Source organism: Alcanivorax sp. VBW004 (assembly GCF_009718865.1).
GTDB lineage: Bacteria > Pseudomonadota > Gammaproteobacteria > Pseudomonadales > Alcanivoracaceae > Alcanivorax.
In genome coordinates this window covers 3,690,083-3,716,230 of sequence record NZ_WNHC01000001.1, presented here as the reverse complement: position 1 = coordinate 3,716,230, position 26,148 = coordinate 3,690,083, and the positions used below count along the sequence as shown (strand labels likewise).

26 protein-coding genes are annotated in these 26,148 nt (G+C 56.2%); 13 read left to right on the top strand and 13 right to left on the bottom strand.

The features are described 5' to 3' along the window. Nucleotides 1–38: 38 nt before the first annotated feature. Nucleotides 39–4,049 carry a helix-turn-helix domain-containing protein gene (locus F1529_RS16975; RefSeq protein ID WP_196220426.1) on the bottom strand — a complete coding sequence of 1,337 codons (4,011 nt, stop codon included), beginning with the start codon at nucleotides 4,047–4,049 and terminating at the stop codon, nucleotides 39–41. 355 nt (nucleotides 4,050–4,404) lie between these two features. On the opposite strand from F1529_RS16975, the gene F1529_RS16970 reads away from it, so the two are divergent. Continuing rightward, nucleotides 4,405–5,551, top strand: a protein-coding gene (locus tag F1529_RS16970) for an IS3 family transposase (protein WP_155136715.1) whose coding sequence is annotated in 2 segments (ribosomal slippage) — nucleotides 4,405–4,652 and nucleotides 4,651–5,551 — 1,149 coding nt in all. Because the reading frame shifts where the segments join, the coding sequence is not laid out codon by codon here. On the opposite strand, the gene F1529_RS16965 is transcribed toward F1529_RS16970, so the two are convergent. From F1529_RS16965 to F1529_RS16945, 5 genes are all read right to left on the bottom strand, one after another. Continuing rightward, nucleotides 5,548–5,916: a hypothetical protein gene (locus F1529_RS16965; RefSeq protein ID WP_155136712.1), complete on the bottom strand. Its 369-nt coding sequence runs from the start codon at nucleotides 5,914–5,916 to the stop codon at nucleotides 5,548–5,550. The genes F1529_RS16970 and F1529_RS16965 overlap by 4 nt on opposite strands. Nucleotides 5,917–5,999: 83 nt before the next feature. Then, nucleotides 6,000–6,548, bottom strand: coding sequence for a hypothetical protein (locus F1529_RS16960; protein WP_155136709.1), 549 nt, complete (start codon nucleotides 6,546–6,548; stop codon nucleotides 6,000–6,002). Nucleotides 6,549–7,220: 672 nt separating this feature from the next. Next, nucleotides 7,221–8,438: a site-specific integrase gene (locus F1529_RS16955; protein ID WP_155136706.1), complete on the bottom strand. Its 1,218-nt coding sequence runs from the start codon at nucleotides 8,436–8,438 to the stop codon at nucleotides 7,221–7,223. A gap of 83 nt (nucleotides 8,439–8,521) precedes the next feature. Further along, nucleotides 8,522–8,677: a hypothetical protein gene (locus F1529_RS16950; RefSeq protein ID WP_155136703.1), complete on the bottom strand. Its 156-nt coding sequence runs from the start codon at nucleotides 8,675–8,677 to the stop codon at nucleotides 8,522–8,524. Nucleotides 8,678–8,730: 53 nt separating this feature from the next. Then, nucleotides 8,731–9,582 (bottom strand): YicC/YloC family endoribonuclease, encoded by an 852-nt coding sequence (locus tag F1529_RS16945; protein WP_063521296.1) that lies wholly within the window; start codon nucleotides 9,580–9,582, stop codon nucleotides 8,731–8,733. Nucleotides 9,583–9,927: 345 nt separating this feature from the next. On the opposite strand from F1529_RS16945, the gene rph reads away from it, so the two are divergent. From rph to F1529_RS16930, 3 genes are all read left to right on the top strand, one after another. After that, entirely contained in the window at nucleotides 9,928–10,644 is a 717-nt protein-coding gene (gene rph / locus F1529_RS16940; protein WP_155136699.1) for a ribonuclease PH, read from the top strand. A gap of 89 nt (nucleotides 10,645–10,733) precedes the next feature. Then, a complete protein-coding gene (pyrE, locus tag F1529_RS16935; protein ID WP_007149443.1) occupies nucleotides 10,734–11,396 on the top strand; it encodes an orotate phosphoribosyltransferase in 663 nt (220 codons plus the stop codon). A 2-nt stretch (nucleotides 11,397–11,398) separates the two neighbouring features. Further along, nucleotides 11,399–12,025 carry a hypothetical protein gene (locus F1529_RS16930; protein ID WP_155136696.1) on the top strand — a complete coding sequence of 209 codons (627 nt, stop codon included), beginning with the start codon at nucleotides 11,399–11,401 and terminating at the stop codon, nucleotides 12,023–12,025. A 23-nt stretch (nucleotides 12,026–12,048) separates the two neighbouring features. On the opposite strand, the gene slmA is transcribed toward F1529_RS16930, so the two are convergent. The 6 genes from slmA to coaBC form a co-directional block, all read right to left on the bottom strand. Beyond that, on the bottom strand, nucleotides 12,049–12,633 hold the full coding sequence (slmA, locus tag F1529_RS16925; RefSeq protein ID WP_007149303.1) for a nucleoid occlusion factor SlmA: 585 nt from the start codon (nucleotides 12,631–12,633) through the stop codon (nucleotides 12,049–12,051). A 66-nt stretch (nucleotides 12,634–12,699) separates the two neighbouring features. Continuing rightward, nucleotides 12,700–12,951, bottom strand: a complete 252-nt coding sequence (locus tag F1529_RS16920; protein ID WP_155136693.1) for a hypothetical protein — start codon at nucleotides 12,949–12,951, stop codon at nucleotides 12,700–12,702. Beyond that, a complete protein-coding gene (gene argB / locus F1529_RS16915; protein WP_007149034.1) occupies nucleotides 12,952–13,851 on the bottom strand; it encodes an acetylglutamate kinase in 900 nt (299 codons plus the stop codon). A gap of 204 nt (nucleotides 13,852–14,055) precedes the next feature. Then, nucleotides 14,056–16,455 (bottom strand): phosphomannomutase/phosphoglucomutase, encoded by a 2,400-nt coding sequence (locus F1529_RS17740; protein WP_155136690.1) that lies wholly within the window; start codon nucleotides 16,453–16,455, stop codon nucleotides 14,056–14,058. A 121-nt stretch (nucleotides 16,456–16,576) separates the two neighbouring features. Continuing rightward, on the bottom strand, nucleotides 16,577–17,029 hold the full coding sequence (gene dut, locus F1529_RS16905) for a dUTP diphosphatase (protein ID WP_063519827.1): 453 nt from the start codon (nucleotides 17,027–17,029) through the stop codon (nucleotides 16,577–16,579). Nucleotides 17,030–17,120: 91 nt separating this feature from the next. Beyond that, nucleotides 17,121–18,320: a bifunctional phosphopantothenoylcysteine decarboxylase/phosphopantothenate--cysteine ligase CoaBC gene (coaBC, locus tag F1529_RS16900; RefSeq protein WP_007149642.1), complete on the bottom strand. Its 1,200-nt coding sequence runs from the start codon at nucleotides 18,318–18,320 to the stop codon at nucleotides 17,121–17,123. Between the two features lie 224 nt (nucleotides 18,321–18,544). Here coaBC and F1529_RS16895 point away from each other — a divergent pair, with 224 nt between their 5' ends. Together F1529_RS16895 and radC are read left to right on the top strand one after the other, a co-directional pair. Then, a complete protein-coding gene (locus F1529_RS16895; protein WP_370457065.1) occupies nucleotides 18,545–18,841 on the top strand; it encodes a four helix bundle protein in 297 nt (98 codons plus the stop codon). A gap of 49 nt (nucleotides 18,842–18,890) precedes the next feature. Further along, nucleotides 18,891–19,565, top strand: coding sequence for a DNA repair protein RadC (gene radC, locus F1529_RS16890; RefSeq protein ID WP_290500457.1), 675 nt, complete (start codon nucleotides 18,891–18,893; stop codon nucleotides 19,563–19,565). 22 nt (nucleotides 19,566–19,587) lie between these two features. Here the strand turns inward: radC and F1529_RS16885 are convergent, their stop codons facing one another. Next, complete coding sequence (locus F1529_RS16885) at nucleotides 19,588–21,156, bottom strand: metallophosphoesterase family protein (RefSeq protein WP_083787473.1); 1,569 nt, start codon at nucleotides 21,154–21,156, stop codon at nucleotides 19,588–19,590. A gap of 237 nt (nucleotides 21,157–21,393) precedes the next feature. Between F1529_RS16885 and rpmB the strand changes: the two genes are divergently transcribed. From rpmB to F1529_RS16850, 7 genes are all read left to right on the top strand, one after another. Next, nucleotides 21,394–21,630, top strand: a complete 237-nt coding sequence (gene rpmB / locus F1529_RS16880; protein WP_007149468.1) for a 50S ribosomal protein L28 — start codon at nucleotides 21,394–21,396, stop codon at nucleotides 21,628–21,630. Nucleotides 21,631–21,653: 23 nt separating this feature from the next. Next, nucleotides 21,654–21,821 carry a 50S ribosomal protein L33 gene (gene rpmG / locus F1529_RS16875; protein WP_007151127.1) on the top strand — a complete coding sequence of 56 codons (168 nt, stop codon included), beginning with the start codon at nucleotides 21,654–21,656 and terminating at the stop codon, nucleotides 21,819–21,821. A 354-nt stretch (nucleotides 21,822–22,175) separates the two neighbouring features. Beyond that, nucleotides 22,176–22,406 (top strand): Flp family type IVb pilin, encoded by a 231-nt coding sequence (locus F1529_RS16870; protein ID WP_230457827.1) that lies wholly within the window; start codon nucleotides 22,176–22,178, stop codon nucleotides 22,404–22,406. A gap of 37 nt (nucleotides 22,407–22,443) precedes the next feature. Beyond that, the gene (locus F1529_RS16865; protein ID WP_196220425.1) at nucleotides 22,444–22,878 is read left to right on the top strand and encodes a TadE/TadG family type IV pilus assembly protein; all 435 of its coding nucleotides are present in this window, start codon (nucleotides 22,444–22,446) and stop codon (nucleotides 22,876–22,878) included. 54 nt (nucleotides 22,879–22,932) lie between these two features. Further along, nucleotides 22,933–23,790: a Flp pilus assembly protein CpaB gene (gene cpaB / locus F1529_RS16860; protein ID WP_155136684.1), complete on the top strand. Its 858-nt coding sequence runs from the start codon at nucleotides 22,933–22,935 to the stop codon at nucleotides 23,788–23,790. Between the two features lie 31 nt (nucleotides 23,791–23,821). Then, on the top strand, nucleotides 23,822–24,952 hold the full coding sequence (locus F1529_RS16855) for a type II and III secretion system protein family protein (protein WP_230457826.1): 1,131 nt from the start codon (nucleotides 23,822–23,824) through the stop codon (nucleotides 24,950–24,952). Between the two features lie 4 nt (nucleotides 24,953–24,956). Continuing rightward, nucleotides 24,957–26,147: a hypothetical protein gene (locus F1529_RS16850; RefSeq protein ID WP_007148821.1), complete on the top strand. Its 1,191-nt coding sequence runs from the start codon at nucleotides 24,957–24,959 to the stop codon at nucleotides 26,145–26,147. Nucleotide 26,148 lies beyond the last annotated feature (1 nt).

The window sequence follows — 26,148 nt, the reverse complement described above, 5'->3', positions numbered from 1 at the left end:
CATTATTACCCCATTTAATATTTAGTGATTGATGAAATTTATTCTTCGTCTTCTTCGTCAAGAAATTTTCCCTCGTCCTTTTGACGTTCTATCTCATCCTGAGCATGTTCCAATAGAGCAGTGTATAGTTTGTATGCTGGGTGGAAAATTGGCGTTTCCTTGATAATAGCTTCAGAACGATGAGCTAAATCAATGTCTTGTTGAAATGGCTTGCCAACTGTCCCGGATCTGATTCCCGAGATCGCAGTCCCGTACATCGTACTGCTTAGATCAATAGTGAAATCTTCACCGTAGGATTGAGCGTGGCTGAGAGCCCATGCGACAAATTCTTTTTGTTCAAAGACAAAATCATTCTGCGCTTCTCTGATTGCAGCACTTAGAACATGTATCCGTTCATGATCTCCGTTTTCGGCCCATCTTCTTAAGGCACCGGCTAAGTTTTCATCAAATGGATGAAAGAGAGCTTCCATTAGTTCTCCGAATCTATACGAGAATGAGTAATCTTGTATTTGGGGTAATGCCCAGTCCAAAATTCGATCTAAAAGGTGATGGCCATCTTGGTGAGAGAGAAGATTAAATTCAGTAGATCTGTATGGGCCATGTGGGACAGGGTGGGTATGCCAATCCTCTGCTTCTACTGCAGACTCAATTCTTGAAGTGAATAGAGTAATAACTTTCTTTGGGTATTTCCCTATGGTTTTCTTCAAGAACTCTTGTACCCAGTAGTCATCGATGGCAGGGATCGGTTTGAGAAGTGAAATAAGGTGATCGATGAATTCTTCGCTCATTGTATCAATAGGGAATATTTCTGCGTCCGCTGCAATAAGGAAAAGTTCATGCACAGATTGATTTGGGTTCGACATCTTAACTTTCATTATAAGAGTCATTGCTAGATTTTTGTCGGTTTTGGCGACACGCCTTATTATGCTTGATTTAGTATATGTAAACCCTAAAGAATCATGTGAAAATATTTTGTTTATTTTGGCTATGTCTTCTTCGGAATATTCATCCCCGGGAGCGTATATGGCGTAGGCTTCCTCTATTGCGGATAATTTACTTTCTTCGCCAATGTGGAATATTGTGTCTATCCACTTATGTGCTTCGGTTGCATCTGTATATAGCAATGTAGATATAGATTTGCCCGCATGTGGAAGAAGTGTTTTGTCATTTTTTAAAATTGCACAATGAAGTATTTCTAGGGCTGATTTTGGGGATCGATCAAGCAAGGAATCAATCAATGGTGATGATGAATAACGATCAGGATTTGATTCTTCTATTTCAGCAATGCATTCTTTAATGAAATTCAAAGCTGATATTTCATCATTGAATGATTCTAATATTTTTATTGTAATATTTTCCTTTTCGGTCTTCATGCTCTCCCAAGATTTGTCGATATTGTGTCTGAAGGTCGAATGCCCCCATCCATCCATAATTAACCGAATGGTTTTGGTTTTTAGGTCTCTATCTAGGTTATTGAAAATTTCGAGTGCTAGGGTTGAGGTCGTCTCATCTGCATAGAATGCATGCCATGAAATAGACTTTACAACCCCCATGAGGACTGGGGCTGAAATGTTATTATTCATCAAATGATTGTTAATACTTCTCAAAGTCTCAATAAAATCGGTTGTCCAGTTTGATCTGGCCTTTTCCGGTAATTTCGCTCCAAAAAGACCCATCGGATACCTAAGGCCTTCATGCAGCTTAAGTGCTGCCTTATAGCCGATGGATTTGTCTTCATGGCTTAGTAGGCTGATAAGTGCATTTATAACTTTTCTTCTTGTTTCGGCCATTATTTCCTGGGGAACGCAGAATGGCGTCATGGTAAGTGAGCGTGCACTTGATACAGTTGTGTGGCCTTCGGTGCTTAATATCTCGCCAAGAAAATCAATTGGAGAGTAGGTGTGTTTCCAATTTTCTTTGTGGTTTAGTAGCGAAATCGCAAAATCTGCGATCATATCGCAATAGCAGACTGGCTTTCCTGGCTCTGGTCCGCCAAGCTCATTCAAAATCCTTATTCCGTGCCAAGGGTGTTGGTTAAGAGGCCTGTCGTCATCCCTTCCAATTTTCCAGAGAAGTTCGCAGACATCCGGAAGGTAGTCAAAGTTATATGCAGTGTATTTTAATATTTTTGCTATATGTTCTTTTCTTGAATCGCTTTCTATAAGTCGTTTGGCATATCTGAGCGATTTTTCTGGCTGGTAGAATGCTGTTTCTGAAACTGCGGTACAATATGGTTCGCTTGTATCAAGTTTTTCCCATATTGAATCAAGGAGTTTGCTTTGCCTTGTGTTCCCGTTAGAAAGCCGCCAGTCTAGTCTTCCTAGGTTAACTAAGAAATTTCCTATATACCCTGGAGGGAGTGACTCGAAAACTTTTTCTGCTACCCCTGTTGACCCGGAGTCAATTACGCATGAACTTTCGACAAGGAAATCACCTAGCAGGTCGGGCGATATCTTGCTTTTTCTTCCTCTTCGAAAAAGAACTCCAGCGTTGCGAAGTCTCTTAATAATCCTAATTACATTGCTTTTAGAGAGTGCTGATGTTTCCTCTATGGCTTGTATAATGGCGCTGTCATTCTCGTAAATTGGCTGCATTAAAGCGATAAACTCTAGCACTTGCCTGACGGAGTCTGGATCAAATCCGCTTCCTACTCCTTCGACAATTTTTTCCACTAACTGTAGCATTAGTGTGTCACGAAATATTTCTTCGCTATGGAGGAACTCAGGAAGGGCTTCCTTTTTGGCTGATAAGACTTGTGCCCCTATGATCGTAGCAAGTGGGCAATCTCCCGTATATTGAGCTAACTTTTTCCCATGCGCTGTCTTTGCGCCGAACTCACTTAATGCCTGGGTGGCAAGGTTTTCGGCATCCTTGGGTGATAATTTATTTAAAATAATAATTGGGGTTTTGTCAGTGATTAACTGTGGGGCCTGTTTTCTAATGAGCATTTCGCCATATTTTCTATACGCAAGAAGTAATCGTGTATTGTTGTCTGGATTGGCGGCATACTCGATAAGAAGCCGTAGCTCCTCTCTATCGTGAGCATCATCGCAAACTAGTATTTTTTTTTCTCTTCCTAGCTCTTCCAGTGATTTTAATGTAAGCCGGTCCTGGGTGAGGAGGAAGACGCTTGGAGCGTTTTGAGAAGAGGTGATTATGTCTATGGCGGCTTTGATCAGGCGTGTCTTTCCAGACCCCCCTGAGCCGGAAAGTAAGGTGATGGGGTGGTCATTCTGCTTAAGGTAATTTGTGAGTGCTTTAAGCTCTTTTTCTCGACCTACGAGGTTCCATAGATGAGAAAACCCTGAATGCTTTAGGGTCATGCTTGAAAAGAACTTGTTGGGCTCCTGCCAAGGGGATGGTTCTAATTCCCCTATTAGTGCTTTTCGCTGTCCTGGGAAATAGACATCTACGAGGATTCTTTGCTCTTCCTTGCTTAGAGATAGTCGAATGTGCCGAGAGATGTCTTCTCTGTCCCAGAGCTCCCAGTTGGCGTGGTTCTTTATCTCTTCTCTTGCTTGGGGGCTGGCAAGGCAGCTAACCAATATATATTTTCTCTCTGAGGCTCTGGTGTGAGCTTCGACGGCCCTCTTTATTTTTTGAGGTCCGAACTGAGCGTGGCGCTTGCACTGATATGTATGGCATGTGTCGTCTTCAAATATAACTTCGACGTCTAGCCCCTCTTGTGTATGCCCTTTGTCGCCGTATCTGTAAATTTTTGCTGCTCTGTGCAGGCGCTTTAGCAGGTCAGTACAGAAGCGCTCAAATGATTCCTCGCTTAGGGCATCAAGGGGCCATGGCTTGTCGAATGAGATCGTGACAGGAGATTTCTCTGTATAGCCGGCTAGCTCTAATATCCGTTTGGCATCACATTTAAGGACTGAGGCTAGAGTCGGGACCTGTTTGGATCGTGGTCGAGAAGTCCCTTTTTCCCATCTGCTGATGGTTTGTTGGCTTACTCCTACCCTTGCGGCAAGGTCTGATTGCTGGGCTATGCCTGCTTGGCTTCTTGCTTCTGACAGAAACCTGCCGAGCTGTGACCACTTCATATCGTTACTCGTTTTGTGTGTAATGAAATAACCGTAACACATGAAAAGTGTAACGAGCAACATTTATGCAGAGCTGGCCCTTGAAGTGGCTTTATGATCTCTGGCGTGATTTAAGATGCGGCCGCTTTGTATTTGGGGTTAAATCTTTGGTTATGCTTTATGGGGGCAACAATGGGAGTGCAAAAAATAATCGGAGAAAAGCATGTAAGAAAATTTGCTAAATTATTCTTTAAGCCTCTCCTGGTGATTTGAAAAGTGTAGCTTTCAGTGTAGAAGCTGTCCCTGCCCGAATTGAATCGCCACCAGTTTGCTAGACACCTTTCAGCCATCCAAAATGGCAATCAGAGAGGTATCCATGAGCAGCAAACGCTATCCCGAAGAATTCAAGATTGAGGCGGTTCGTCAGGTGACGGATCGTGGTCACAGTGTGGCCCAGGTGGCTGATCGACTTGGCGTCACCACCCACAGTCTGTACGCCTGGATCAGGAAGTTTGGTCCGGATTCCGAGCAGCATCAGGCCAATGCAGATGACCAATCCGAGATCCGCCGACTCCAGAAAGAGCTCAAGCGCGTTACCGAAGAGCGAGACATCCTAAAAAAGCCGCGGCGTACTTCGCCAGTCAGTCCGATTGAGGTACGCCTTCATTCAGGAGCACAGCGAGCGGTGGCCAATCCGCTCACTGTGTTCTCTGTTGGACGTTCACCCCAGTGGCTTTTACGCCTGGCAGAGACAGCCTCGTTCAGCTCGTACAATCGAGGACGAGCGCCTGTCCGGGCTGATCAAGCAGTTCTGGCTGGAATCCGGGGCCGTGTATGGCTACCGGAAGATCCATACTGATCTACGCGAGTATGGCGAGCGATGCGGGCCCAATCGGGTCCACCGCCTGATGCGCCACGCGGGAATGCGAGCGCAGGTTGGTTATCGTAAGCCACGCCATAGGGCTGGGGAGCTACACAAGGTGACACCGAATATCCTGCAGCGGCAGTTCAATCCGCAAGCTCCAAACGAGAGCTGGGTAACGGATATTACCTATATCCGCACACATGAAGGCTGGTTGTATCTGGCGGTTGTTCTGGATCTGTTCTCAAGACGGGTGATCGGTTGGTCAATGCAATCCAGGATAACCAAGGAGCTGGCGCTGGATGCGCTTTTGATGGCTGTCTGGCGTCGCAAGCCTGAGGGCAAGGTGATTGTGTACTCCGACCAAGGCAGCCAATACACCAGCCACGACTGGGACTCGTTTCTGAAGGCGCATGACCTGGAGGGGAGCATGAGTCGGCGCGGTAACTGCCACGACAATGCTGTTGCTGAGAGCTTCTTCCAGCTGTTGAAGCGAGAGAGGATAAAGCGAAAGATTTACAGCAGCCGGGACGCCGCCCGAGCAGATATTTTTGATTATATCGAGATATTCTATAACAACCGGAGACGCCATAGTTCTAATGAGCAGTTGTCACCAGTAGAGTATGAAAAGCGTCACCAAGAACGGCTGAGAAGTGTCTAGAGAACTGGTGGCGATTCATGGACAGAAATAATCACACCATCAAATTTCCACTCTTCTCCTTTTATTTGCTTCCATATTCCTGAAATATTGCACTTTTCCATGCTCTCACTAAGCGTGATTTTGTCAAATCGAATTGTGGCGAGCTCATTACAATTTTTCGCATCGTAATCTGGGTATATAAGCGGAACTCGAGAAGCAAGAAAGAAACCATATTCGGTTTTCGCAGCCAAGCCTTCGACTCGGAAAAAACCAAATTCATCTCTTCCTTTTAATACAAATGATAGATTGCTATCTCTCAGTATTATCGGCTGTGCTTCTAGCTCGAAGTCTCCACCCTCCACGTCGAGGTAACCTTCGTATCTCACAAGCGTTAACTCCTTTAACGGATAATCAAAAGTTATGATGAAAGTGTATGTTTGTTGGTTTTAGATGTAGGGAGCCTTAAGTTTTAATCTCCATTTTTGATGTTGCTGTTCAGTGCGATGCCAGAGATGTATGCCTCTCTTTCTACACGACCATTGTGGTCATGGTTTGTCATAACCGACAAGGTGAAAGCTTTATCACCTAATTCCCACGACTTCTTGGTGATGACCAGAGCTGCCATCGTTCCAGTGGATCCATTATTGAATTCTGAGATTTCAGGATCTCCGAATGTTTTCGAGCTAATGGCAGATAGTTTTATCAGCCCATCTTTATCAACAATGTAATTAGCGTATGAAAGTTTACTTTCTTCAAAACCATATTCAATCCTCTCACACCGAATTCCTTGAGGGCATTGACGAGCTACATCCGTCACGTCGATGCCGCATATGGCATGCCCTGATTTCTCAAAGGCGCGTAGTGCAATATCATTGCAAGATCCAGCATAAATCTTATTTAAGTTGTCTGGGGAGGTTACATGATAGAAGTGGATGCCATTTTCAAGAATCATTAATTGGTCATTGCTCGAACAGGAATAGGAGAGAATGGTAAAAAAGATCAAAAAAACAGGTTTCATACTTTTGTCCAATGATGTAAATGTCTTATTTTTTTGAGGTGGGTCGACTTGTTCTTGCGGGCATATGCTTGGAGAAATTGGTCATCCATCAAGACGTCGATTGTTCAACAAGATTACCATAATTTTCAGGTCTTTCCACTGTGTTGCCGAGTAACCGCTGAGTCAGCCATTCTTTATTGCCCTAAGTGAAATGTTGCAATAAGAATTTCAAAGCATGAGGGTAGTGTTTCTCAAGAAGCAGGATCAGCTACAGAGGGCTTTAGGGGCAAAATCACCCTGTTTACAAACTCTCAAGCTCAATTACTTTTAGTGCAAAATGGGGCGGCCAGATTTTGGAGAGGTGCGCCCGTGCTCTGGATCGTTTGTTCAGGGCGCATGTTGGATATGCCAATAAGCATGCGGTTACTGGTTACGAGGAAATCGTAATTCGGGCTTACGGTAGGTACCGTCGGATGGTGTAAGGGGGTAGTGCCTGTCCGGCACTACCCGAATTCGTCATTTTCCTCTCGGAGGGTTGTTGTCTCTGCGGTCCCCTGACTTTTCACCGGTTTTGCTGGGCCAGCCCGCCCCAGTGCGTGATTTACTCATAATTACCTCTACTTGCTGTGGTTGGCGACATTGCCAATCACAGAGTAGTGGTTTTGGCTCTGGCTGCTCAGGGGGATAGCTGTCTCAAAATTGGGTGATGGCCTCTATGCTGTCGGCCACTTGCTGGTGGGCCCGCTTCCTTTCATCAAAATAATCATACCGATCATAAATACCCTCAACTCCCTTCAGCTTGTGATTCAAACACCGTTCTGCCACATGACTCGGCACACCTTCCGCAGCCGCGAGGCTGCGGAAGGTGCGTCGCAGGTCGTGGATGGTGAAGTGCTCCAGGTCGCCCATTTTGTTGGGTGGCTGCACTTTCCGGCCAGCCTCTCGGCCAAATAGCTTGGAAATGGCGCGGTTCAGGGTGTCAGGGCCCATATGGGGGCGTTTGCTGGCGCGCCTGGCTGGGAACACATAGGGCGAGCCGCAGGCGTGGCCATGCAGCACCGTTAGCCACTCAACGGCCTGGGTTGGTAGAGGGATGGTGATCGCTGCGCCAGTCTTGCTGCGCTCCTTGGAGAGATCCCAGATTCCGGCCTCGAGGTCGAATTCTTCCCAGCGGGCTTCGCATAGCTCGCTTTTTCTCACGCCAAGCACCAGGAATAGGCCGCAGGCTAGGTAGTTGTCCCGGCCAAAGCTGTTGATGTGCTCCCGGAAGACCCTAAAGGCATGTTCGATTTCTTCCAGGGTTAGAGTGCGTTCCCGGCTGGCTTCGACGCCGCCAGCGTCGCTGACGGTGAATGGGCTGGCCGGGTTGTTCTGGCACAGGTCCAGTTTGATGCCATGACGAAACAACTGCTTCATGTACATCAGGGTGTCATTGGCGATGGTGGGGCGGTTGCTGCTCTGGACGCGCTGCAGGACGGCCCGGATATCCCTTGGGGTGACGTCGGCAATCGGGTAGAGGCCGATCACCGGGTGAATTTCTTTCTGGTAGATGCGCTTGGGGATGTTGGGATGTTGCAGGCGCCGGGACAGGTCGGTCTCATGCCAGTCCTGGAAGAGGTCTTTGACGGTGCGGATGTCGGGCTGGACAACTTTGGCCCTTTCCTGGATTGGGTCGGTGCCCGTTCGGATGCCTTGCTTGGTTAGCACAGCGGCTTCCCGGGCGTCACCCAGGGACATCTGTGGGTATTGGCCCAAGGTGATTTCGTGGCGCTTGCCCTGGGCGCTGTAGCGTAGCATCCAGTAGGGCATGCCGGACTTGCGTACACAGAAATAGAGGCCGCCGCCATCGGTGTGTTTCTTGGGGGCCTGCTTTGCCAGGGACTTGATCTGAGTGGCGGTGAGTTTGCTCATTTTGACCTTGTGGCGTTTGATCCTATAAAAACAGGCTGCCCACCACTTTTTGTTTGTTGATTGAAGAGAAAAATTCTCTGTCATCAATGGTTTGCAGGCAGCCCCTTGAGAGCTGCCCACCATTTCAGGTCAATATAGGTGCGGGGGAGGAAAAAGTCACGTTTTTGCCCACCATTTTGCCCACCACTTTTGTCTGGATAGGGGTGGATGGCAGTGGATTTCCATGGACTGATATTCATATTTAATTCTTTAAAAACAATGAATTAAATACGATTATGGACTTCCCTGGATTTTACTCGATATTCTGAATCTGCTCCCGCATCTGCTCAATCAACACCTTCAATTCTACCGCTGCCGCTGTGGTTTCGCTGTCCACGGACTTGCTGCCCAGGGTGTTGGCTTCGCGGTTGAGTTCCTGCATGAGGAAGTCCAGGCGCCGGCCGATGTGACCCCCTTTTTTCAGTATGCGGCGCACTTCTGTGACGTGGGTGAGCAGGCGGTCCAGTTCTTCGTCCACGTCCATTTTTTGCGCCAGCAAGACCAGTTCCTGTTCCAGGCGATCCGGGTCCGGGGAGTCGATCACGTCCTGGATGCGGCTGCGCAGGCGTTCGCGCTGGGCTTCCTTGATGCGCGGCACGGCGGTTTTGACGATCTCGACCTGGGTGATGATGCCGTCGAGGCGTTCTTCGATCAGTTTGCCCAGTTGTTCCCCTTCACGGCTGCGGGTGTCGATCAGGGCCTGCAGGGCTTCATCCAGCAGGGTGAGGGATTCGCGTTGCAGCAGGTCCACGTCCAGTTCGCGGGTGCTGAGCACGCCGGGATGGCGGAGGATTTCCATGGGGTTGACCTGGCCGGGGTGCTGCACCAGGTCGCCTACCCGGCGGGAGATCTCGGACAACTGTTTGACCAGGGGCTCGTTCAGTTCCAGGTCGGCGTCGCTGGCGTCCTGCTGGTAGCGCAGGGTGACTTCCACCTTGCCCCGGGCGAGGGCCTTGCGGCAGCGTTCGCGTACGGCGTTTTCCAGTGAGCGCAGGGCGTCGGGCAGGCGTGGGCTGATTTCCAGGTAACGGTGGTTCACGGCCTTGATTTCCCAGACCAGGCCGTAGCCTTCAAGCGGGCGGTCGGCGCGGGCAAAAGCGGTCATGCTGCAAATCATGGTGAACCTCTGTGTTGGCCAGGGAATGGGGCTGTCCCGGTTGGTGTGCTGAAGGAGCTTGCGTGCAGGCGAAAAGACAAGACCAGAAGCGAGTGACGAGTGTCCAGTTGCGAAACCCCGGGCTTCCCACCATCGGGGTTTGCCTTTCGAAACTCGCTTCTCGTCACTCGCGACGGCCTTTTCGCCTGCAGGCAGGCTCCTGCGGCATGAAAAACCGCGGGCGGTGCCGGGCTCCCTAGTCTAGTCGAGACGGGGTTGGGTGCAAGGCAGGCATCGGCGCCGGTGTTTGCTACAATGGTCGCCCTTTTGATTCCAAGACTACCAGGAGATTCCATGCGCCCATCCGGCCGAGCCCCCGACCAATTGCGTGAACTGAGCTTTACCCGCAACTACACCGTTCATGCCGAGGGCAGCGTATTGGTGGCGTTCGGGGGTACCAAGGTGCTGTGTACCGCGTCCGTGGAAGAGGGCGTGCCGCGCTTTCTCAAGGGCAAGGGCCAGGGCTGGCTGACCGCGGAGTACAGCATGCTGCCGCGTTCCACCCACACCCGCTCCGGCCGTGAGGCGACACGGGGCAAGCAGGGCGGGCGCACGCTGGAAATTCAGCGCCTGATCGGCCGCTCCCTGCGTGCCGCGGTGGACATGAAGGCACTGGGTGAGCGCACTATCTACCTGGACTGCGACGTACTGCAGGCCGACGGTGGCACGCGGACGGCCTCTATTTCCGGGGCCTGTGTGGCGCTGGTGGATGCCTTTACCCACCTGCTGGAAACCAAGAAGATCAAGAGTGACCCGCTCACCGGCCTGGTGGGCGCGGTGTCCGTGGGCATGTACGAGGATGCCCCGGTGCTGGATCTGGATTACGCCGAAGACTCCAATGCGGGCACCGATATGAACGTGGTGATGACCCAGCAGGGCGGCTTTATCGAGATTCAGGGTTCCGCAGAGGGTGCGCCGTTTACCCGTGAGCAGTCCGACAGCCTGTTGGGGCTGGCGGAGAAGGGCATTGGCGAGATCATCAAGGCCCAGCAGGTCGCGCTGGGCTGGTAATACGCTAAAGAGAGAAACGCGGGCCGTGTCGCTGTGGCGGCGCGGCTTCGCGCAGTTGCGAACAGACTGGCTAGCACACAGGCTTGAGTATGAAGAACTACAAGAAGCATTTTCTGCGCTTTGCTGAAGAGCGTGACGCGCTGAAATTCGGGGAATTTACCCTGAAGTCCGGACGCAAAAGCCCGTATTTCTTCAATGCGGGGACTTTCCACACCGGCGAGGCCCTGGCTCGGCTGGGTCGTTATTATGCGGATGCGATCATGGCATCCGGGCTGGAATTCGATATGTTGTTCGGGCCGGCCTATAAAGGCATCCCGCTGGTGGCAGCGGTGTCTGTGGCATTGGCTGAGCACCATGGCCGGGATTACCCCTGGGCGTTCAACCGCAAGGAAGCCAAGGATCATGGCGAGGGTGGCTGGCTGGTCGGCGCGCCATTGCAGGGCCGGGTGCTGGTGATAGATGATGTGATTACAGCGGGAACGGCGATTCGCGAAGTGGCGACGCTGTTCGAGAAGACTGACGCGACCATGGCGGGGGTGATGGTGGCGCTGGATCGGCAGGAATGCGCTAAAGAGCCTTCCGAAGCGGGCAAGGGCCTGTCGGCGATCCAGGAAGTGGAACAAGCATTGGGGGTGCCAGTGGGGTGTATCGTCACCATGAGCGATATCATCGACTGGCTGGAACAGCAACCGGACAGCCAGACAATGGTGGCGCCTATGCGTGAGTACCGGGAGCGTTATGGAGTGCAATAATAATGAAAATCGTCGTCTTGTTGATGGCGCTGATCCTGACTTCGTCAGTGTGGGCTCGCTCGGGGCAACGTGCCAATGAGCGCATGCCGGATGGCGCCTACTTTCGGCATGAAACTTCTGACGGCGTGGTGCACCTGAACCGAACCCTGACCATGGATGCCATCCGCAGTGGCTACCAGTTGCTGGATCAGTATGGCCGGGTGCTGGAAGACGTGGAGGGGGTGCAGCTGAATGACGCCGAGGCGAAAGCCCAGCGGATGCAGCAGGCTCGCCAGGCCCGTGAAGACCGGGAGATGCTGCGCCTGTATGCCGGCCCGGAAGATGCGGTGCGGGCGCGCGATCGCAAGGTCGAGGCGCTGGAGCTGAGTATCAGCTACGAAGAGAACAATCTTGCCCAGTTGCAGATGAAGCTGGATGACGAAATTGCCACGGCGGCGCGCAACGAAAGGGCGGGCCGGGACGTGCCGGAGGTGGTGAAAGAGGCCATCGACCGCCTGCAGCGCCAGATCCAGATGGCGGAGCAAAAGCTGCTGGAATTCGACAGGGAAATTGAACAGGCCAACCAGCAATACGCCCCGATTATCGAGCGGCTTGAGGCGATTGAGCAACAACAAAACGAAGGCGGCTGAGGCCGCCTTCGTCATGCAAGAGGCTAACGAAACAGGGTGGGCTGCAGCAGCGCCCATTGAGCTGGCCAGTCCTGGCTGGGCAGGGTTTTGAAACCGGAACGCACAAATTGCGCGATGCGCCCTTCGGCCACGGCCAGCAGCAGGTTGGCGGTGATGGTCGGGGTCGCCTGGGTGCGCAACCCTTCCTTGAATTCTGCATCACGCAGCACCTGCTTTACCTGGCTTTCCACCCGATCATAGAACTGCTGGATACGCTGGTGCAGACGGGCGTTTTCGCCGGTCAGGGCATCGCCGGTGAGCAGCCGGGTAATGCCCGGATTGCGCTCGGTGAACGCCAGCAGCAGGGTGAGAATCTGCTCTACCTGATCACTGGCCTTGCCGTCTTCCATAATGCGGTTGATGCGCGAAAAAATGGCTTCTTCAATAAAGCTGATCAGCCCTTCGAACATCTTCGCCTTGCTGGGAAAATGCCGGTACAGCGCCGCCTCGGACACCCCCACTTCCTTCGCCAGCCCGGCGGTGGTAATGCGCCCACCGGGTGCGGCTTCCAGCATGTGGGCGAGCGACTGCAGAATCTGCTCTTTGCGCGACGGTTTTTTATCGGTCATGAAGTATCGTTCCCAGTTCTAAGCAACAAGCTTCTGGCTGCAACGCGAGTGTGGCCCAGAGGTATATCACAGGCAAACACCGCGCCCAACGTTCCCGGGCTTGTTACTGCGGTTTTGTTTTTCGCTGCCGTAGCGTTTCGCGGCAATCCCCTTTGCCGGTGTTTGAGTTGAAAGTGAAAAGTTTAAAGTTGAAACGCGGTTTGAGTCTGTGGATTTTGCAGGGGCGTGCCCGCGATTGCCGGTAAGGGCGCGGGCTGCTGCCGTTAAAAACCAAAACACGTTTGGCGCGCTTTTCAACTTTGAACTTTCATCTTTCAACTAGTCCTTGCTGATTAGGGTGCCGATCCCCTTGTCGGTAAGGATTTCCAGCAGTACCGCGTGGGACACCCGGCCATCGATAATGTGGGCGGTGTGGACGCCGTTTTGTACCGCTTCCAGGGCGCAACCGATCTTGGGCAGCATGCCGCCGTAGATGGTGCCGTCCTTGATCAGGCTGTTGACCCGTTCGGTGGTGAGCCCGGTGAGGATCTGGCCCTGTTTGTCTTTCAGGCCGGCCACGTTGGTGAGCAGGATCAGTTTTTCTGCCCGCAACACTTCGGCCACCTTGCCAGCCACCAGGTCGGCATTGATATTGTAGCTGGTGCCGTTGTCGTCCACGCCGATGGGGGCGATAACGGGGATGAAGTCGCTGCCGGCGAGCAGGTCGATAATGCGGGTGTCGATGCCCTGCACTTCGCCCACGTGACCGATGTCGATGATTTCCGAGGCCTGCAGTTCCGGGCTGTCCGCGTCGCTGGCCTTGAGGACCATCTTGCGGGCCTTGATCAGGCGCCCGTCCTTGCCGGTGAGGCCGATGGCCTGGCCGCCGTTGTGCTGGATCAGGTTGACGATGTCTTTATTGACCAGGCCGCCGAGCACCATTTGCACCACGTCCATGGTTTCCCGGTCGGTAACACGCATGCCTTGAACAAATTTCGATTCCTTGCCCAGACGCTCCAGCAGGTCGCCGATCTGTGGGCCACCGCCGTGCACGATCACCGGGTGGATGCCGATTTGCTTCATCATCACCACGTCACGGGCGAAGCTGTTCTTCAGCTCCTCGTTCTCCATGGCGTTACCGCCGTATTTGATCACCACGGTGGTGCCGGAAAAACGCTGAATGTAGGGCAGCGCCTCAATCAGAATCCGGGCGGTGTCGTGGGCACTGTTGGTGTCCATTACTTCTCCTTGGGGATGGGGGCCTTGGAGCTGAACGTTTAAAGTTCAAAGTTCAAACGCGGTTTTAAGTCTGTAGGTTCCGCAAGGCTGTGCCCGCGGTCGCCGGTGAGGGCGCGGGCTGCGGCCGTTGTTGCCCCAAACACGTCTGGCGCGTTTTTCAACGTTGAACTTTAAACGTTCAACTCACTGCCCGGCAATTCTACCTCAAAACGGAAGCTCAAGGCTCTCGTCCACTGCCTTGAGGTGCTTGCGGAACTGGCCTTTGACCCGTTCCAGCGCTTCTTCATCACGGCCTTCGAAGCGGGCGACCAGTGATGGTGTGGTGTTCGAGGCGCGCACCAGCCCCCAGCCATCGGGGAAGTCCACGCGGAGTCCGTCGATGGTGGTGGGGCGGCCACCGGCGAACTGCTCGGCGCGGGCCATCAGGGCATCGATCAGCGCAAACTTGTTGTCATCGCTGGCATCAATATAGAGCGCCGGGGTGGTGACGCCGGTTTTAAACTGGTCGAATACCTGGCCGGCGGTGTCGTCCTGCAGGGAGAGAATTTCCAGCAGCCGGGCGCCGGCATAGGCGCCGTCGTCACAGCCGAACCAGCGGTCGGCAAAGAAGATATGCCCGCTGATTTCACCAGCCAGGGCGGCGCCGCTTTCCTTCATTTTGGCCTTGATCAGCGAGTGCCCGGTTTTGTACATCAGGGGCCGGCCGCCGTTCTTGCGAATAATGGCGGGCAGGGCGCGGCTGCATTTTACGTCGAACAGGATGTCGGCGCCGGGGCTGCGGCCGAGCAGGTCCTTGGCGAACAACATGAGCAGGCGGTCCGGCCAGATGATTTCGCCGCTGTTGGTGACCACGGCCACGCGGTCGCCGTCGCCGTCGAACGCCAGGCCCAGGTCCAGGTCTTCCTGCTGGACGATACGGATCAGGTCGGTCAGGTTGTCCGGGTTGCCGGTGTCCGGGGCATGATTGGGGAAGTTGCCATCGATCTCGGTGTACAGCGGCGTCACGTCGCAGCCCAGTTGGGTGAACAGCCGTGGGGCCAGTTCGCCGGTGACGCCGTTGCCGCAGTCGATGGCAATTTTCAGGGGCCGGGCCAGCACGATGTCGTTGGCGATATCGTTCAGGTAGCGGTCGCTGATATCGCGTTCTTCTTCGTGGCCGCTGCCTTCGCTGAAGGCCTTGTTGTGGATGCGTTGCTTGAAGGCCTGAATGCGGTCGCCGTGCAGGGTTTCGCCGTTCATGACGATTTTCAGGCCGTTATGTTGCGATGGATTGTGGCTGCCGGTGAGCATGATGCCGGTTTGGGTTTCCAGCACTTCGGTGCCGTAGTAGAGCACCGGGGTGGGCACCAGGCCCAGATTGACCACGTCGCGGCCGGATTCCAGCAGGCCCTTGATCAGTGAGCGGCTTAACTCCGGGCTGGACAGGCGGCCATCGCGGGCCACCAGCACGGTTTGCTGGCCCAGTTCGCCGGCTTCGGTGCCAATGGCGCGGCCCAACAGGTAAACGCCCTGGGCGGTGAGGGTGTCGCCGGCCACGCCGCGGATGTCGTAGGCGCGGAAAATACTGTCCGGCAGGGACTCGCCGCCGTTGTCGTCATCCATCAACAGAATGCTGTCGTCGTCGCTTTCTTCCACTATCAGGGCGTCGGGTTTGGCGGTGGCCTGGGGGCGTGCGGGGCCGGCGCGGTCGCGCAGTTTTTTGGCCAGGCGGGCGGAGGCATCGTTGACGCTGGTGAAGAGCGGGAAGTGGAAATGGTCGCGGGCGGTGACGCCGGGTTGGCGCGTCAGCTCATCGCTGTAGCGAATCAGTTCGGCGGCGTCCTGGCGCAGGGCCCGGGTCAGCAGCCGGTTCACCAGCAGGGTGCACAGCAGGATCACGACTACCCCCAGGGCGATGCCCAGGGTGGCGACGATCAGGCTGTTGCCGTGGGGGGCGCGCAGGGTCAGGGTGACCTGAACCGGGCCCTGGCTGACCTGGGCAGTGCCGCCGTTGGCGTGTTGTTTGTTGTCGAACAGGGGGCTGCCGCCGTAGGTGACGCTGAGTGCGCTGCCCTCCGGCATGGCGGTACGCAGGGTAGTGGCCAGCGGAGCCAGGGACTGGGTAAGCAGCAGGCTGCCGGTCTGGTTTTTGGTGGCGCGGGCCATGACCAGCTGGGGGGGGTTGCCGGCAATGATCACCGGGCCGGGTTCTTGGCCCAGGCGGACGTTCTTGAGAAGCTCCTGGGCGGTGTAGCTGAACTGGGCGGTGTCTGCGCCGCGGCGCGGGACGAGCTGCACGGTGGCATCAGGAAGCCACTGGTTCTGGTGTACGTTAAAGCTGGACAGGTTGCCGTCGGAGAGCGCCTTGTTCACATCGCTGCGGTCGCTGAGGATGTCCAGCTGCTGGCGTGAGGTCTGGATGGTGTTGCTCGCCTGGCTTGCCAGTGATTGGGCCAGCAGCCGGGCCTGGGCGTTCTGTTGCTCGGGCTGCAGCTGGCTGGCCTGGTAGGCGTAGAGGCAGCCGGTGGCGGCGATTACGGCTACGATGCCGGCGGCGACCAGAGGCAGTAGCTGCTTCATGGCGCTGGTGGACTTGCCTTGCTTGTTGTCGCTCTTGTTCCCCATATCCCCTCCGCTTGCCCGGCGCTGCCACGGTATTATTGTGGTTGGGTCGTGGTGCGCGCTGTGGTGCGTGCTTGTGCTGCTGTGGTTGTTGTTTTGTGTCCGGTGATTCTTGTGCCGGGCCTCAATGGCGCCCGCTGTGCCCGAAACCGCCTTCGCCCCGTTCGCTGGCGCTGAAGCTTTCCACCTGTTCCAGTTCCACCTGCATGACCGGCACGATCACCAGCTGGGCGATGCGCTCACCGGGCTCCAGGGTGAAGGGCTGTTGCCCCCGGTTCCAGCAGGACACCATCAGCTCGCCCTGGTAGTCGGAGTCGATCAGCCCCACCAGATTGCCCAGCACGATGCCGTGCTTATGGCCCAGACCGGAGCGTGGCAGGATCATGCCGGCGTAGCCCGGATCGTCAATGAAGATGGACATGCCGGTGGGTAGCAGCTCGGTATCCCCGGGTTGCAGTGTCATCGGTTCCTTGACCATGGCGCGCAGGTCCAGCCCGGCGGAGCCGTCGGTGGCGTAGTGAGGCAGTGGAATGCTGTCGCCAAGGCGGGCGTCGAGTACCCGGTATTGCAGTTTCATGCTTTTCCCTTCGGTCAGGCAGCAAGCTTCACGCTACACGCATCACGCGGGAAAGCCCGGCGTGTTGCATGCCGCGTGGCGCGTGCCAGCGTTAGTCTTTATACCGTATCGCGATCAATTCGATCAGCTGCTTGGCAATCTGGGCCTTGGAGGCCAGTGGCAGCACCTTGTGGCCGCTGGGCCAGATCACCGTGAGGGCGTTGTTGTCGCTGTTGAAGCCCACGTTGGTGCCGGAAACGTCGTTGGTGGCGATCATGTCGAGCTTCTTGTTCACCAGCTTACCCTGGGCGTAGGCCATCACGTCCTGGGTTTCCGCCGCAAAGCCCACGGTAAAGGGGCGCTTGGCGTGCTCGGCCACGGACGCCACGATGTCCGGGTTTTTCACCAGTGTCAGGTGAATTTCCTCGGTGGATTTCTTGATCTTGTGGTCAGCGGTCACGGTGGGGCGGTAATCCGCCACGGCGGCGGTGGCGATAAACACATCGCAGCCGTTTTCCACCACGTCCATGCAAGTCTCGTACATGTCCACGGCGCGCACCACATCCACGCGCTCCACCCGTGACGGGGTGGGCAGATTCACCGGCCCGGCAATCAGGGTGACCTTGGCGCCCGCTTCGGCGGCGGCTTCGGCCAGCGCAAAACCCATTTTCCCGGAGCTCTTGTTGGTGATGTAGCGCACCGGGTCGATGGATTCGCGGGTGGGGCCGGCGGTGATCACCACATGCTTGCCGGTGAGCAGCTGGTAGTCGAACACTTCTGCGGCCTGCTGGATGATTTCCAGCGGTTCGATCATGCGCCCGGCGCCCACTTCGCCGCAGGCCTGGCTGCCGCTGCCCGGCCCGAACACGGTGATGCCTTTTTCCTGCAGGATCAGCTGGTTCTTCTGGGTGCTGAGGTCTGCCCACATCTGCTGGTTCATGGCTGGGGCAATGGCGATGGGGGCGCCAGTGGCAAGGCACAGGGTGGTGAGCAGGTCGTTGCCGTGGCCATGGGCCAGGCGAGCCATGAAATTGGCGGACGCGGGTGCAATCAGCACCAGGTCTGCCCAGCGGGCCAGCTCGATATGGCCCATGGCCGCTTCGGCGGTGGGGTCCAGCAGGGTGGTGTGCACCGGGTGGCCGGAGAGGGCCTGCATGGTCAGCGGGGTGATGAATTCACAGGCGCCCTGGGTCATGACCACCCGCACTTGTGCGCCCACATCCTGCAGCCGGCGCACCAGATCAGCGGCTTTATAGGCGGCAATACCACCGGTGACGCCCAGCAGGACCCGTTTGTTCATCAGACGTTGCATGCAAAAACCCTTGTTTGGATGACGGCAGGCATGGCGAATCTCCACTGCCGCTGCAGCTGCAAGGCTGCTATCAAGTCAGGCTGCATAGAGTAGCACTGTATAAGAGACGCGGCACGCAGGACGCAACAGGCTGCACGCAAAACAAAATGTGGCATCGGAGGTGGTGAGTTTTGAGTCGGCGATATAAGGAATTGCGAGTGTGGCAGGCGGCGATGGAGCTGGCTGTGGCTACGTATGGACTGTCGCGTGGGTTTCCTCAAGGGGAGGTGTTCGGGTTGGCGTCGCAGATGCAGCGAGCGGGCCTGAGTGTGCCGTCCAATATTGCGGAAGGCTATGGGCGGGGTGGTGATGTGGAGTTCAGGCGTTTCCTGCGTATTGCGAGAGGGTCGCTCTTTGAGCTGGAGACTCAGCTTATGGTGGCGGAGCGTCTCGGGTATGGCGGGAAAGAGGACCTGAAACCCATGATCGAAAAAGTGTTTGCCCTTCTGTCGGGCATGTTGAGAAAGCTGGAGGCAAGGTGATAAGTGATTTTTCCGTGTTGCGTGTGGGCATGATGCGTGGAGCGTTCCTGTGGCCATAACAGACTGGCCGACGGATGAGCGGCCGCGGGAGAAGTTGCTGGCGAGGGGGGCCGGGGCGCTCAGTGATGCGGAGTTGTTGGCGATCTTTCTGCGTACTGGCCAGCAGGGCATGACGGCGGTGGATCTGGCGCGCCGGCAGTTGGCGGGCAGCGGTGGTTTGCGGGCCATGCTGGACCTCAGTCCGGAGCGAATGGCGCATTTGCCCGGTATGGGGACCGCCCGGCGGGCGTTGTTGCTGGCGGCGCTGGAGCTGGGGCGGCGCTATCTGGCGGAGCCCCTGGAGCGAGGGCAGCCACTGGATAACCCGGACAAGGCCGGGCAGCTGCTTACGGCCCAGTTGCGCGGGTTACCGTTTGAGGTGTTCGCTTGCCTGTTCCTGGATAATAAGCATCGCCTGATCGCCTTTGAGAAGTTGTTTCAGGGCACCATCGATGCGGCGGCGGTTTATCCGCGGGAAGTGGTGCGTAGGGCCATGGAGCACAACGCCGCGGCCGTGATCCTGGCCCACAATCACCCATCGGGCGTGGCCGAGCCCAGCCAGTCGGACCATGCCATCACCCGGCGATTGGTGGAGGCGCTAGGATTGGTGGAGGTCCGAGTGTTAGACCATCTGGTAATCGGTGATGGCGGCTGGGTGTCACTGGCTTCGCGAGGAGCGTTGTGAGCCTTGTCTGGGCCAGTTCGGATCAGCCATGGCTGTGGTGCTCCATGGCGCGTCGATTACGTTCCCGGGTGTGCGCAACCAGCGCTGGGAAGTCTTGTAGTAGTTCGCTGGCCGGGCGGGCAGGTAAGGCGCAGTTCTGGCAAGCCAGCCAGTCGCGCTGTTCCACCTCAAATTCATCATGCAGGGCAAAGGGGTCGGTGACCGTCTGGCGAACGTCGTCCCCCAGGCCTTGGGGGGCCGCGCCGTAGAAATAGCCCTTGATGCGGCCGGGTTCCACTTCGAAACGGGAGAAGCCGATGCCCACGAATTCGCTGGCAGACCAGCGCTGTATCCCGTTGTCGTCAAACAGCCGGACGGATTGACCGCCAGTGCCGGTAAGCACCTGCACATAACCCAGCCGCGAAGGGATGCCAAAGCCCATGGGGACGGAGCGTTGGTAAATGTGGTCATGGCCGACCAGCAGCAGATCGACGCCGTAGCGAAGCAGAATGTTTTCCTGCAGGGCAACCAGTGTCAGGTTGGCGGGGCTGCGGCCATCCTGGTCGGTCCAGATGGGGTAGTGCTGGATCAGTATAATGAAGTCCAGTTCGCCGCGGGCACGCCGCAGTGCCGCTTTAGCAAGGTCGATCTCCAGGTTGATCAGTTCTTCGGCCAGGGTGAAGTCATCGATCAAGGCTCCTGCACTGCTGACAAAGAAATGCACCCGACCGATGTCAAAGCCATAGTAGGTACTGCCGGGGTTGGGGTTGAGGTTGTTCAGTAGTGGGTCAGGGTGAGTCAGGCGCGATTTGAAGGCCTTGCCGGATTGCAGGCCGTCGCCATCTTTGGACTCATGGTTGCCCGCCGCCGCCATGGTGATGGTGTTGGCCAGCAGGGGTTCCACCAAATCAAACCACGTGTCCCATACCGATTGCTCGCCGTCAGCATAGGAAAGATCGCCGGCGATGATAGCCAGGTCACGGGGTTGTTTGAGGATTTCTTCGGTAACCCGTTGGGCGCGAACGCTAACCCCTTGATCGCCGTAATGCACAAACGACCAGTTCTGGGTGTTGATGGGTGTTAACTGGTAAACGGGAGACCAGCCTCCGGAAGGGGAACCGACGCGGTAGCGGACGGGTTTATCCGGATCAAGCCCGTCTATTTTGATGCGGTGGGTTTGGGCGTCTACCCCGAAGGTGGCTTCAGAGCTGGCCTGGCGCTGATGGAGAAAAACAGGCGTGTTTTGCTGTCCTTCCAGCAGGGGTTCCTGGTCGTATTCGAGCCGCTGCGCCGGCGCATGGCTGGTGTCGGTAAACCAGGTAATAGACCGGGAGGTAAGGCTGCTCTCCTCAATGCTGGCGTGAACCCCCCGGGGCGGGAAGGGCGCAGGGGGTTCCGGGGGCTCCACCGGTGGATCAATGTCCGGCCCGGGATCGGGTTCCGTGGGCTGGTTCGGGCTCGCGATGTTATCGGAAGGCGAGCTGCTGCTGCCTCCACCACACCCCGACAGTACGGTGGCAGCGCCAGCCAGTCCTGCAAGGAAGGTTCGGCGGGAGGTGGAGTTCGGTCCAGCAGGGGCGGCCCCCGGGCTGTTTGATCGATAAGCGGGCATGGCAAAGGTGTCTTGTCTGAATGAGGACCCCATCAGTAACGGTAAAATATGAATATCGAGTGAATTTATTGTTCCGCTTACCAATCAACACATTAGGCTGCTTTTGTGGGGGCAGGAGGCGGGTTGGCAGGGAGCGTCAAGCAAAGAATACTTGAATCCTGATCGCCGTACTGGTATAAAACGCGCCTTTTCCGGGGCTCTACCGTCCCCCCGCAAGAAGATTTACGGAGCAAGACAATGTCCAAAGTTTGCCAGGTGACCGGTAAGCGCCCTGTAACGGGCAATCGCGTTTCCCACTCGAACATCAAGACCAAGCGTCGTTTCGAGCCGAACCTGCACCACCACCGTTTCTGGGTTGAGTCCGAGAAGCGTTTCGTGCGTCTGCGGGTGAGCTCTAAAGGTATGCGCATCATCGACAAGAAAGGTATCGACTCTGTATTGTCCGATATCCGTTCTCGCGGCGATCGCGTTTAAGGCTAACAGAAGGAGTTAAACCCATGGCCGGTCCTATTCGTGAAAAAATCCGCCTGGTGTCCTCTGCTGGCACTGGTCATTTTTACACCACCACCAAGAACAAGCGTCTCCATCCTGAAAAGATGGAAACCAAGAAGTATGATCCGGTCGTGCGTAAGCATGTGGCCTACAAGGAAGCGAAGATCAAGTAATGATCTTCTAGCTTGCCTGCCTGGCAGCGGACATAAAAGAACCCGGGATTTCCCGGGTTTTTTTATGTCCGGAGAAAAGTACACGCAAGATAAGCTGATTTGCATATCAAATCTGCGCGGGAAAAGCCCGTCTATCGTCTTTCCTGTCCCGCACAGAGGTTTGACCTGCGTCACAAAACGGCGCCGGTGCTAGCTTTACAGGACCGGGAGGTTTTGCAACAAAAGGCTACATGCCCGGCGTTGTGAAGGACATCACAGTTGCATAGGATTGAACCGTAAGTTCATATTTGCGCATATGTAATGGTTTTGGGATAAGTTTGGCAACCCGCACAAAGAGCGTGCACGGAGAGCACTATGAGTACTTTGACTATGATTTCTCAATTTATCTTTGCCCGTCTTTACACCCAGTTGCCAGGTCGCGCGCGTAAGCAGCGTGGTGCCAGTGCACTGGAGTACATTGTTCTGGCTGCGGCTATCATTGTGATAGTTGGTGTTTTGGCAACGGTGTTTGGTGGCGAATCAAATCCGCTTTCAGATGCATTTTCTGGGCTTTTTACTAGCGCACAAGATGTTGGTGGCGAATAGCAGGCAGAGCAGGAGGGCTGCGCATTTAAGTGAGCGCGTGGCAGGGGCAGTGGCGCTGGAGTTTCTGCTGCTATTCCCCTTCGTTGTCGCCATGTTATATGGCGCGGCGGTATACGGCCTGACATTCTTTGCCCAGTACCGGATGCAGGATGCGGTGGACAATGCGGTATCCACCGCCTTGTACATTGATCGCTCTGCGTTACAAGGGGCCGCCCTGGGGGCGTCGGTGACGCAGCGCGCCAATTCGGCGTTGGCCGGGCTGGTGACACAGCTACCGCCAAGCCTCAGGGGGCTGGATGCCAGCGGTGCCTGCAATCTGGAAACAGTGGGGGGGATAGAAATGCTCCACTGTCGCCTGGTTTACCCGAATTATCAGACCAATCCGGTGGTACCGGCGTTGAGCTTCGGTATGTTGGGGGAGTTTCCTCCCTTGCCGGACCGGCTGGATGCGGAGGCGCGGGCAGCATTCTGATTCTGCGCGCCCGCCACAAGAACCAGAAACAGACAGGGATGTTCCGGAGAGAACATGGGATCAAGACTGCTGTACATGTTGCCGGCGCTGGCAGTGGCGCTGGTGGCATTGATTTTGGCATTGGTGGGATTGAGTCGCGATCCGACACCGGCGTTGGTGGTGAAGGATGAGGGGGCGGATACAACGTCGTCCACTCAGGAGGCGCCCAGCTATCGCTATTGGGTGGTGACACAAAGCCTGAATGTCGGGGATACACTCGATGAAGAGTCCCTGGCGGTGGTGTCATCCCCTGCGCCAATTGCCAATGTGCTGACCGCCGATGAAACGGTGGTGGGCAAAGAGCTTCGCCAGTTTGCCCGTCCGGGTGAGCTGCTTTCCCGTAATCATCTTGAGCCAGGCGGCACGCTTCCCGGTGCCTTGCCCACGGGGTTCCGTGCGGTGGGCGTTGCTGTGGATGATGTGGTCATGGCGGGCGGCTTGTTGCAGCCCGGCGACCTGGTGGATGTGGTGGTGGCGTTTCGCAAGGCCGAGCGGGATAACCCGGCGGCGCTGGTGCTGCTGCGCAATATTCAGGTGCTGGCGGTAAAAGGCGCCATGGCCGCCGCCAGCAGTGAGCAGGACCGTGAGGCCCAGCGCCGTAACAATACGGTGGTGCTGGCGGTGCCCAGGGATAAAGTGCCTCCGCTGCTCCTGGCGGCGGAAGAAGGGTCGATGCGCCTGGCGGTGGTTGCCAGCGACGACAAGGACACCAACAAAGAGGCTGTGGCCAGCGCCAGCGATGGCAAAGGCAAACCGGTCTATTACAAGGATCTGTTCCCGGTCACCCGTGCGCCAGCGCCAAAGGCCAAGTCGCCGGGACAGCGAGTCGAAGTCTATGAAGGATCTGACTCAAGGAGCACTTATGTGCGTTAAGGGTGGGATGAAAGGGGCCGCTTGGGCGGTAATGGCAACGCTGCTGTGGCTGACGGCCACGGTCTCGAATGCACAGGACCTGACCGACTCCATGCGTTTGGCGCCCGGGGATCAGAAGGTGCTTACGTTCCCGGCGGCGGTGTCAAAGGTGGCGACCTCGGATCCGGGGGTGGCGGCACTGACTGTCACCGGCAGTGCCGAATTGTTGCTGACGGCCAAAGCCGAAGGGTCAGCGGTGCTATCGGTGTGGTTGCGCAATAGCAGCAAACCGCTGCGCAGCACGGTGGTGGTGGCGACAACCCTGGGGGATGCCTTGCCGTTCGGGACCCAGGTGCAAACGGATATCCGCGTGCTGGAAGTCAGCCGCTCCGAACTGAATCAGTTGGGCATGAGTTACAGCAACAGCTTTAACGGTGGACAGTCTGCGGTGGGTATTGCCGCCCCAGGCTCTGGATTCCAGGTGCCGGGGGCGGTGCCCACGCCGCTGGGCACCGAAGGCTTCAACCTGTTCGGCTTCGGCGCCAACTCCGTGCTGGCGATCAATGCTCTGGAGGCCGGAGGGTTTGCCTATACCCTGGCCGAGCCGTCGTTGACCAGCCTGTCCGGGCAAAGCGCCAGCTTCCTGTCCGGTGGTGAATTCCCGGTGCCCACCCGTAGCACCACCGATGGCGTGCAGATCGAATTCAAGGAATTCGGGATCGGCCTGAGCCTCACCCCCACCGTTATCGACAAGAGTCAGATTATTCTCAAGGTGGCGCCGGAAGTCTCCGAGCTGGATTTTTCTGCCGGGGTGGAAACCGGCGGTGTGGCGGTACCGGGCCTGCGGGTACGCCGGGCGGAAACCACCGTGTCACTGGCACCGGGGGAAACCTTCATCATTAGTGGTCTGGTGAGTCGTAACACCATTAACAGCAGTGACCGCTTGCCCGGTATCGGCAACATTCCATTGCTTGGCGCTTTCTTCCGCTCCTCGCGGATCCAGAAAGACGACAAGGAGCTGGTGATGGTGGTGACACCACATCTGGTCACGCCGCAGGAGGCCACCAGCCCGCCGGTGACCTTGCCGGGTGCTGGCTATCACTCCAGCAGCATGGGCTGGCTGGATATGGCCACGGAAAGCCGTCGCGGCTCCCAACCCATCCGCCATGGACTGAGCTGGTGATGCTATGAGTGACCACGACATTGTTCTTTCGGTTGTTGATGACGATGGCATCGAGGCCTGGCTGGAGCGGGTTGTCGAAGAACCTTTTCGGCTGGAACAGGTCAGCCGTTCCGACCTGACCCGGGTGCTGCGTCTACTGGAGGCCACCACCGCCCATGTGGTGATGGTGGAAATTTCTGAAGCGGATATGGACCAGTCTTTGGCCATTATCACCGCGCTGACCAGCGCCCGCCCCTGGGTCACTGTGATTACCGTATGCGCCCGGGCCAATCAGGAACTGCTGTTGCAGGCCATGCGCGCCGGTGCCCGGGATTGTTTCGTTGCCGGTACCGATGCCGGTGATGTCCGTGAGCGCTTGCGCCGCCACCAGTTATTGCGGGTGGGCCATTACGGTGACGAGGTACGTTCCGGCACCAATAATCTCACGCTGGTGGCCTCGGCGAGTGCCACGGTGGATACCCGCTTCCTGACGCAGAATGTGGCGCTGGCGCTGAACCGGCTGTTTCCCGGAGAGCGCTGCCTGGCCATTGATACCCAGCCGGGTGAGCGGGGGATTTTCTATCTGGATGTACATAACGAGTACAACCTGGAAAACCTGCTGGCCAGCCCTGAAACCCTGGATGAAACCCTGATCGGCACGGCGCTGGAAGAATACCGTCCTGGGTTACGGTTGCTTGCTGGTGGCGTGGACAGCGGCAACCTGCAGGGCGATCGCAGTGCGGACCTGTTCATTGCCCTGAATCACCTGATGCAGATGTTCGATCGCATCGTGATCAATGTGGGAACGCTGGAAAGTCGCCACTGGGTGCGTGCGCTGGGTATCCATGCCCGGCACCTGTTGGTGGCCATGCATCCTTTGGTGGATCAGGCCCATGCGGTGCGCAGCCTGGGTAACGACTGGCGCTCCCATCTGGGCCGCGAGAGCCAGGTGAGTCTGGTCGTCGATGGTGTGGACAGCCATGTACCGCCGGGATTGGACGAACTGGCAGACACGGCCGGGGTGCCGCTGCTTGGTGGCCTGCCGATGGATTGGCGGTACCGGCTGTTGGCCATGAACAGTGGGCTGCCGATCCATGAGCAGTCGCCGCGGTGCCGTTACAGTCGCACCTTGCAGGCGCTGGTCGGCAAGCTGGAAATGCAGCAGGACGATGTCACCAGTTCGAGCTGGTGGCAGCGCGTGCGCAGTAATGGGTAGC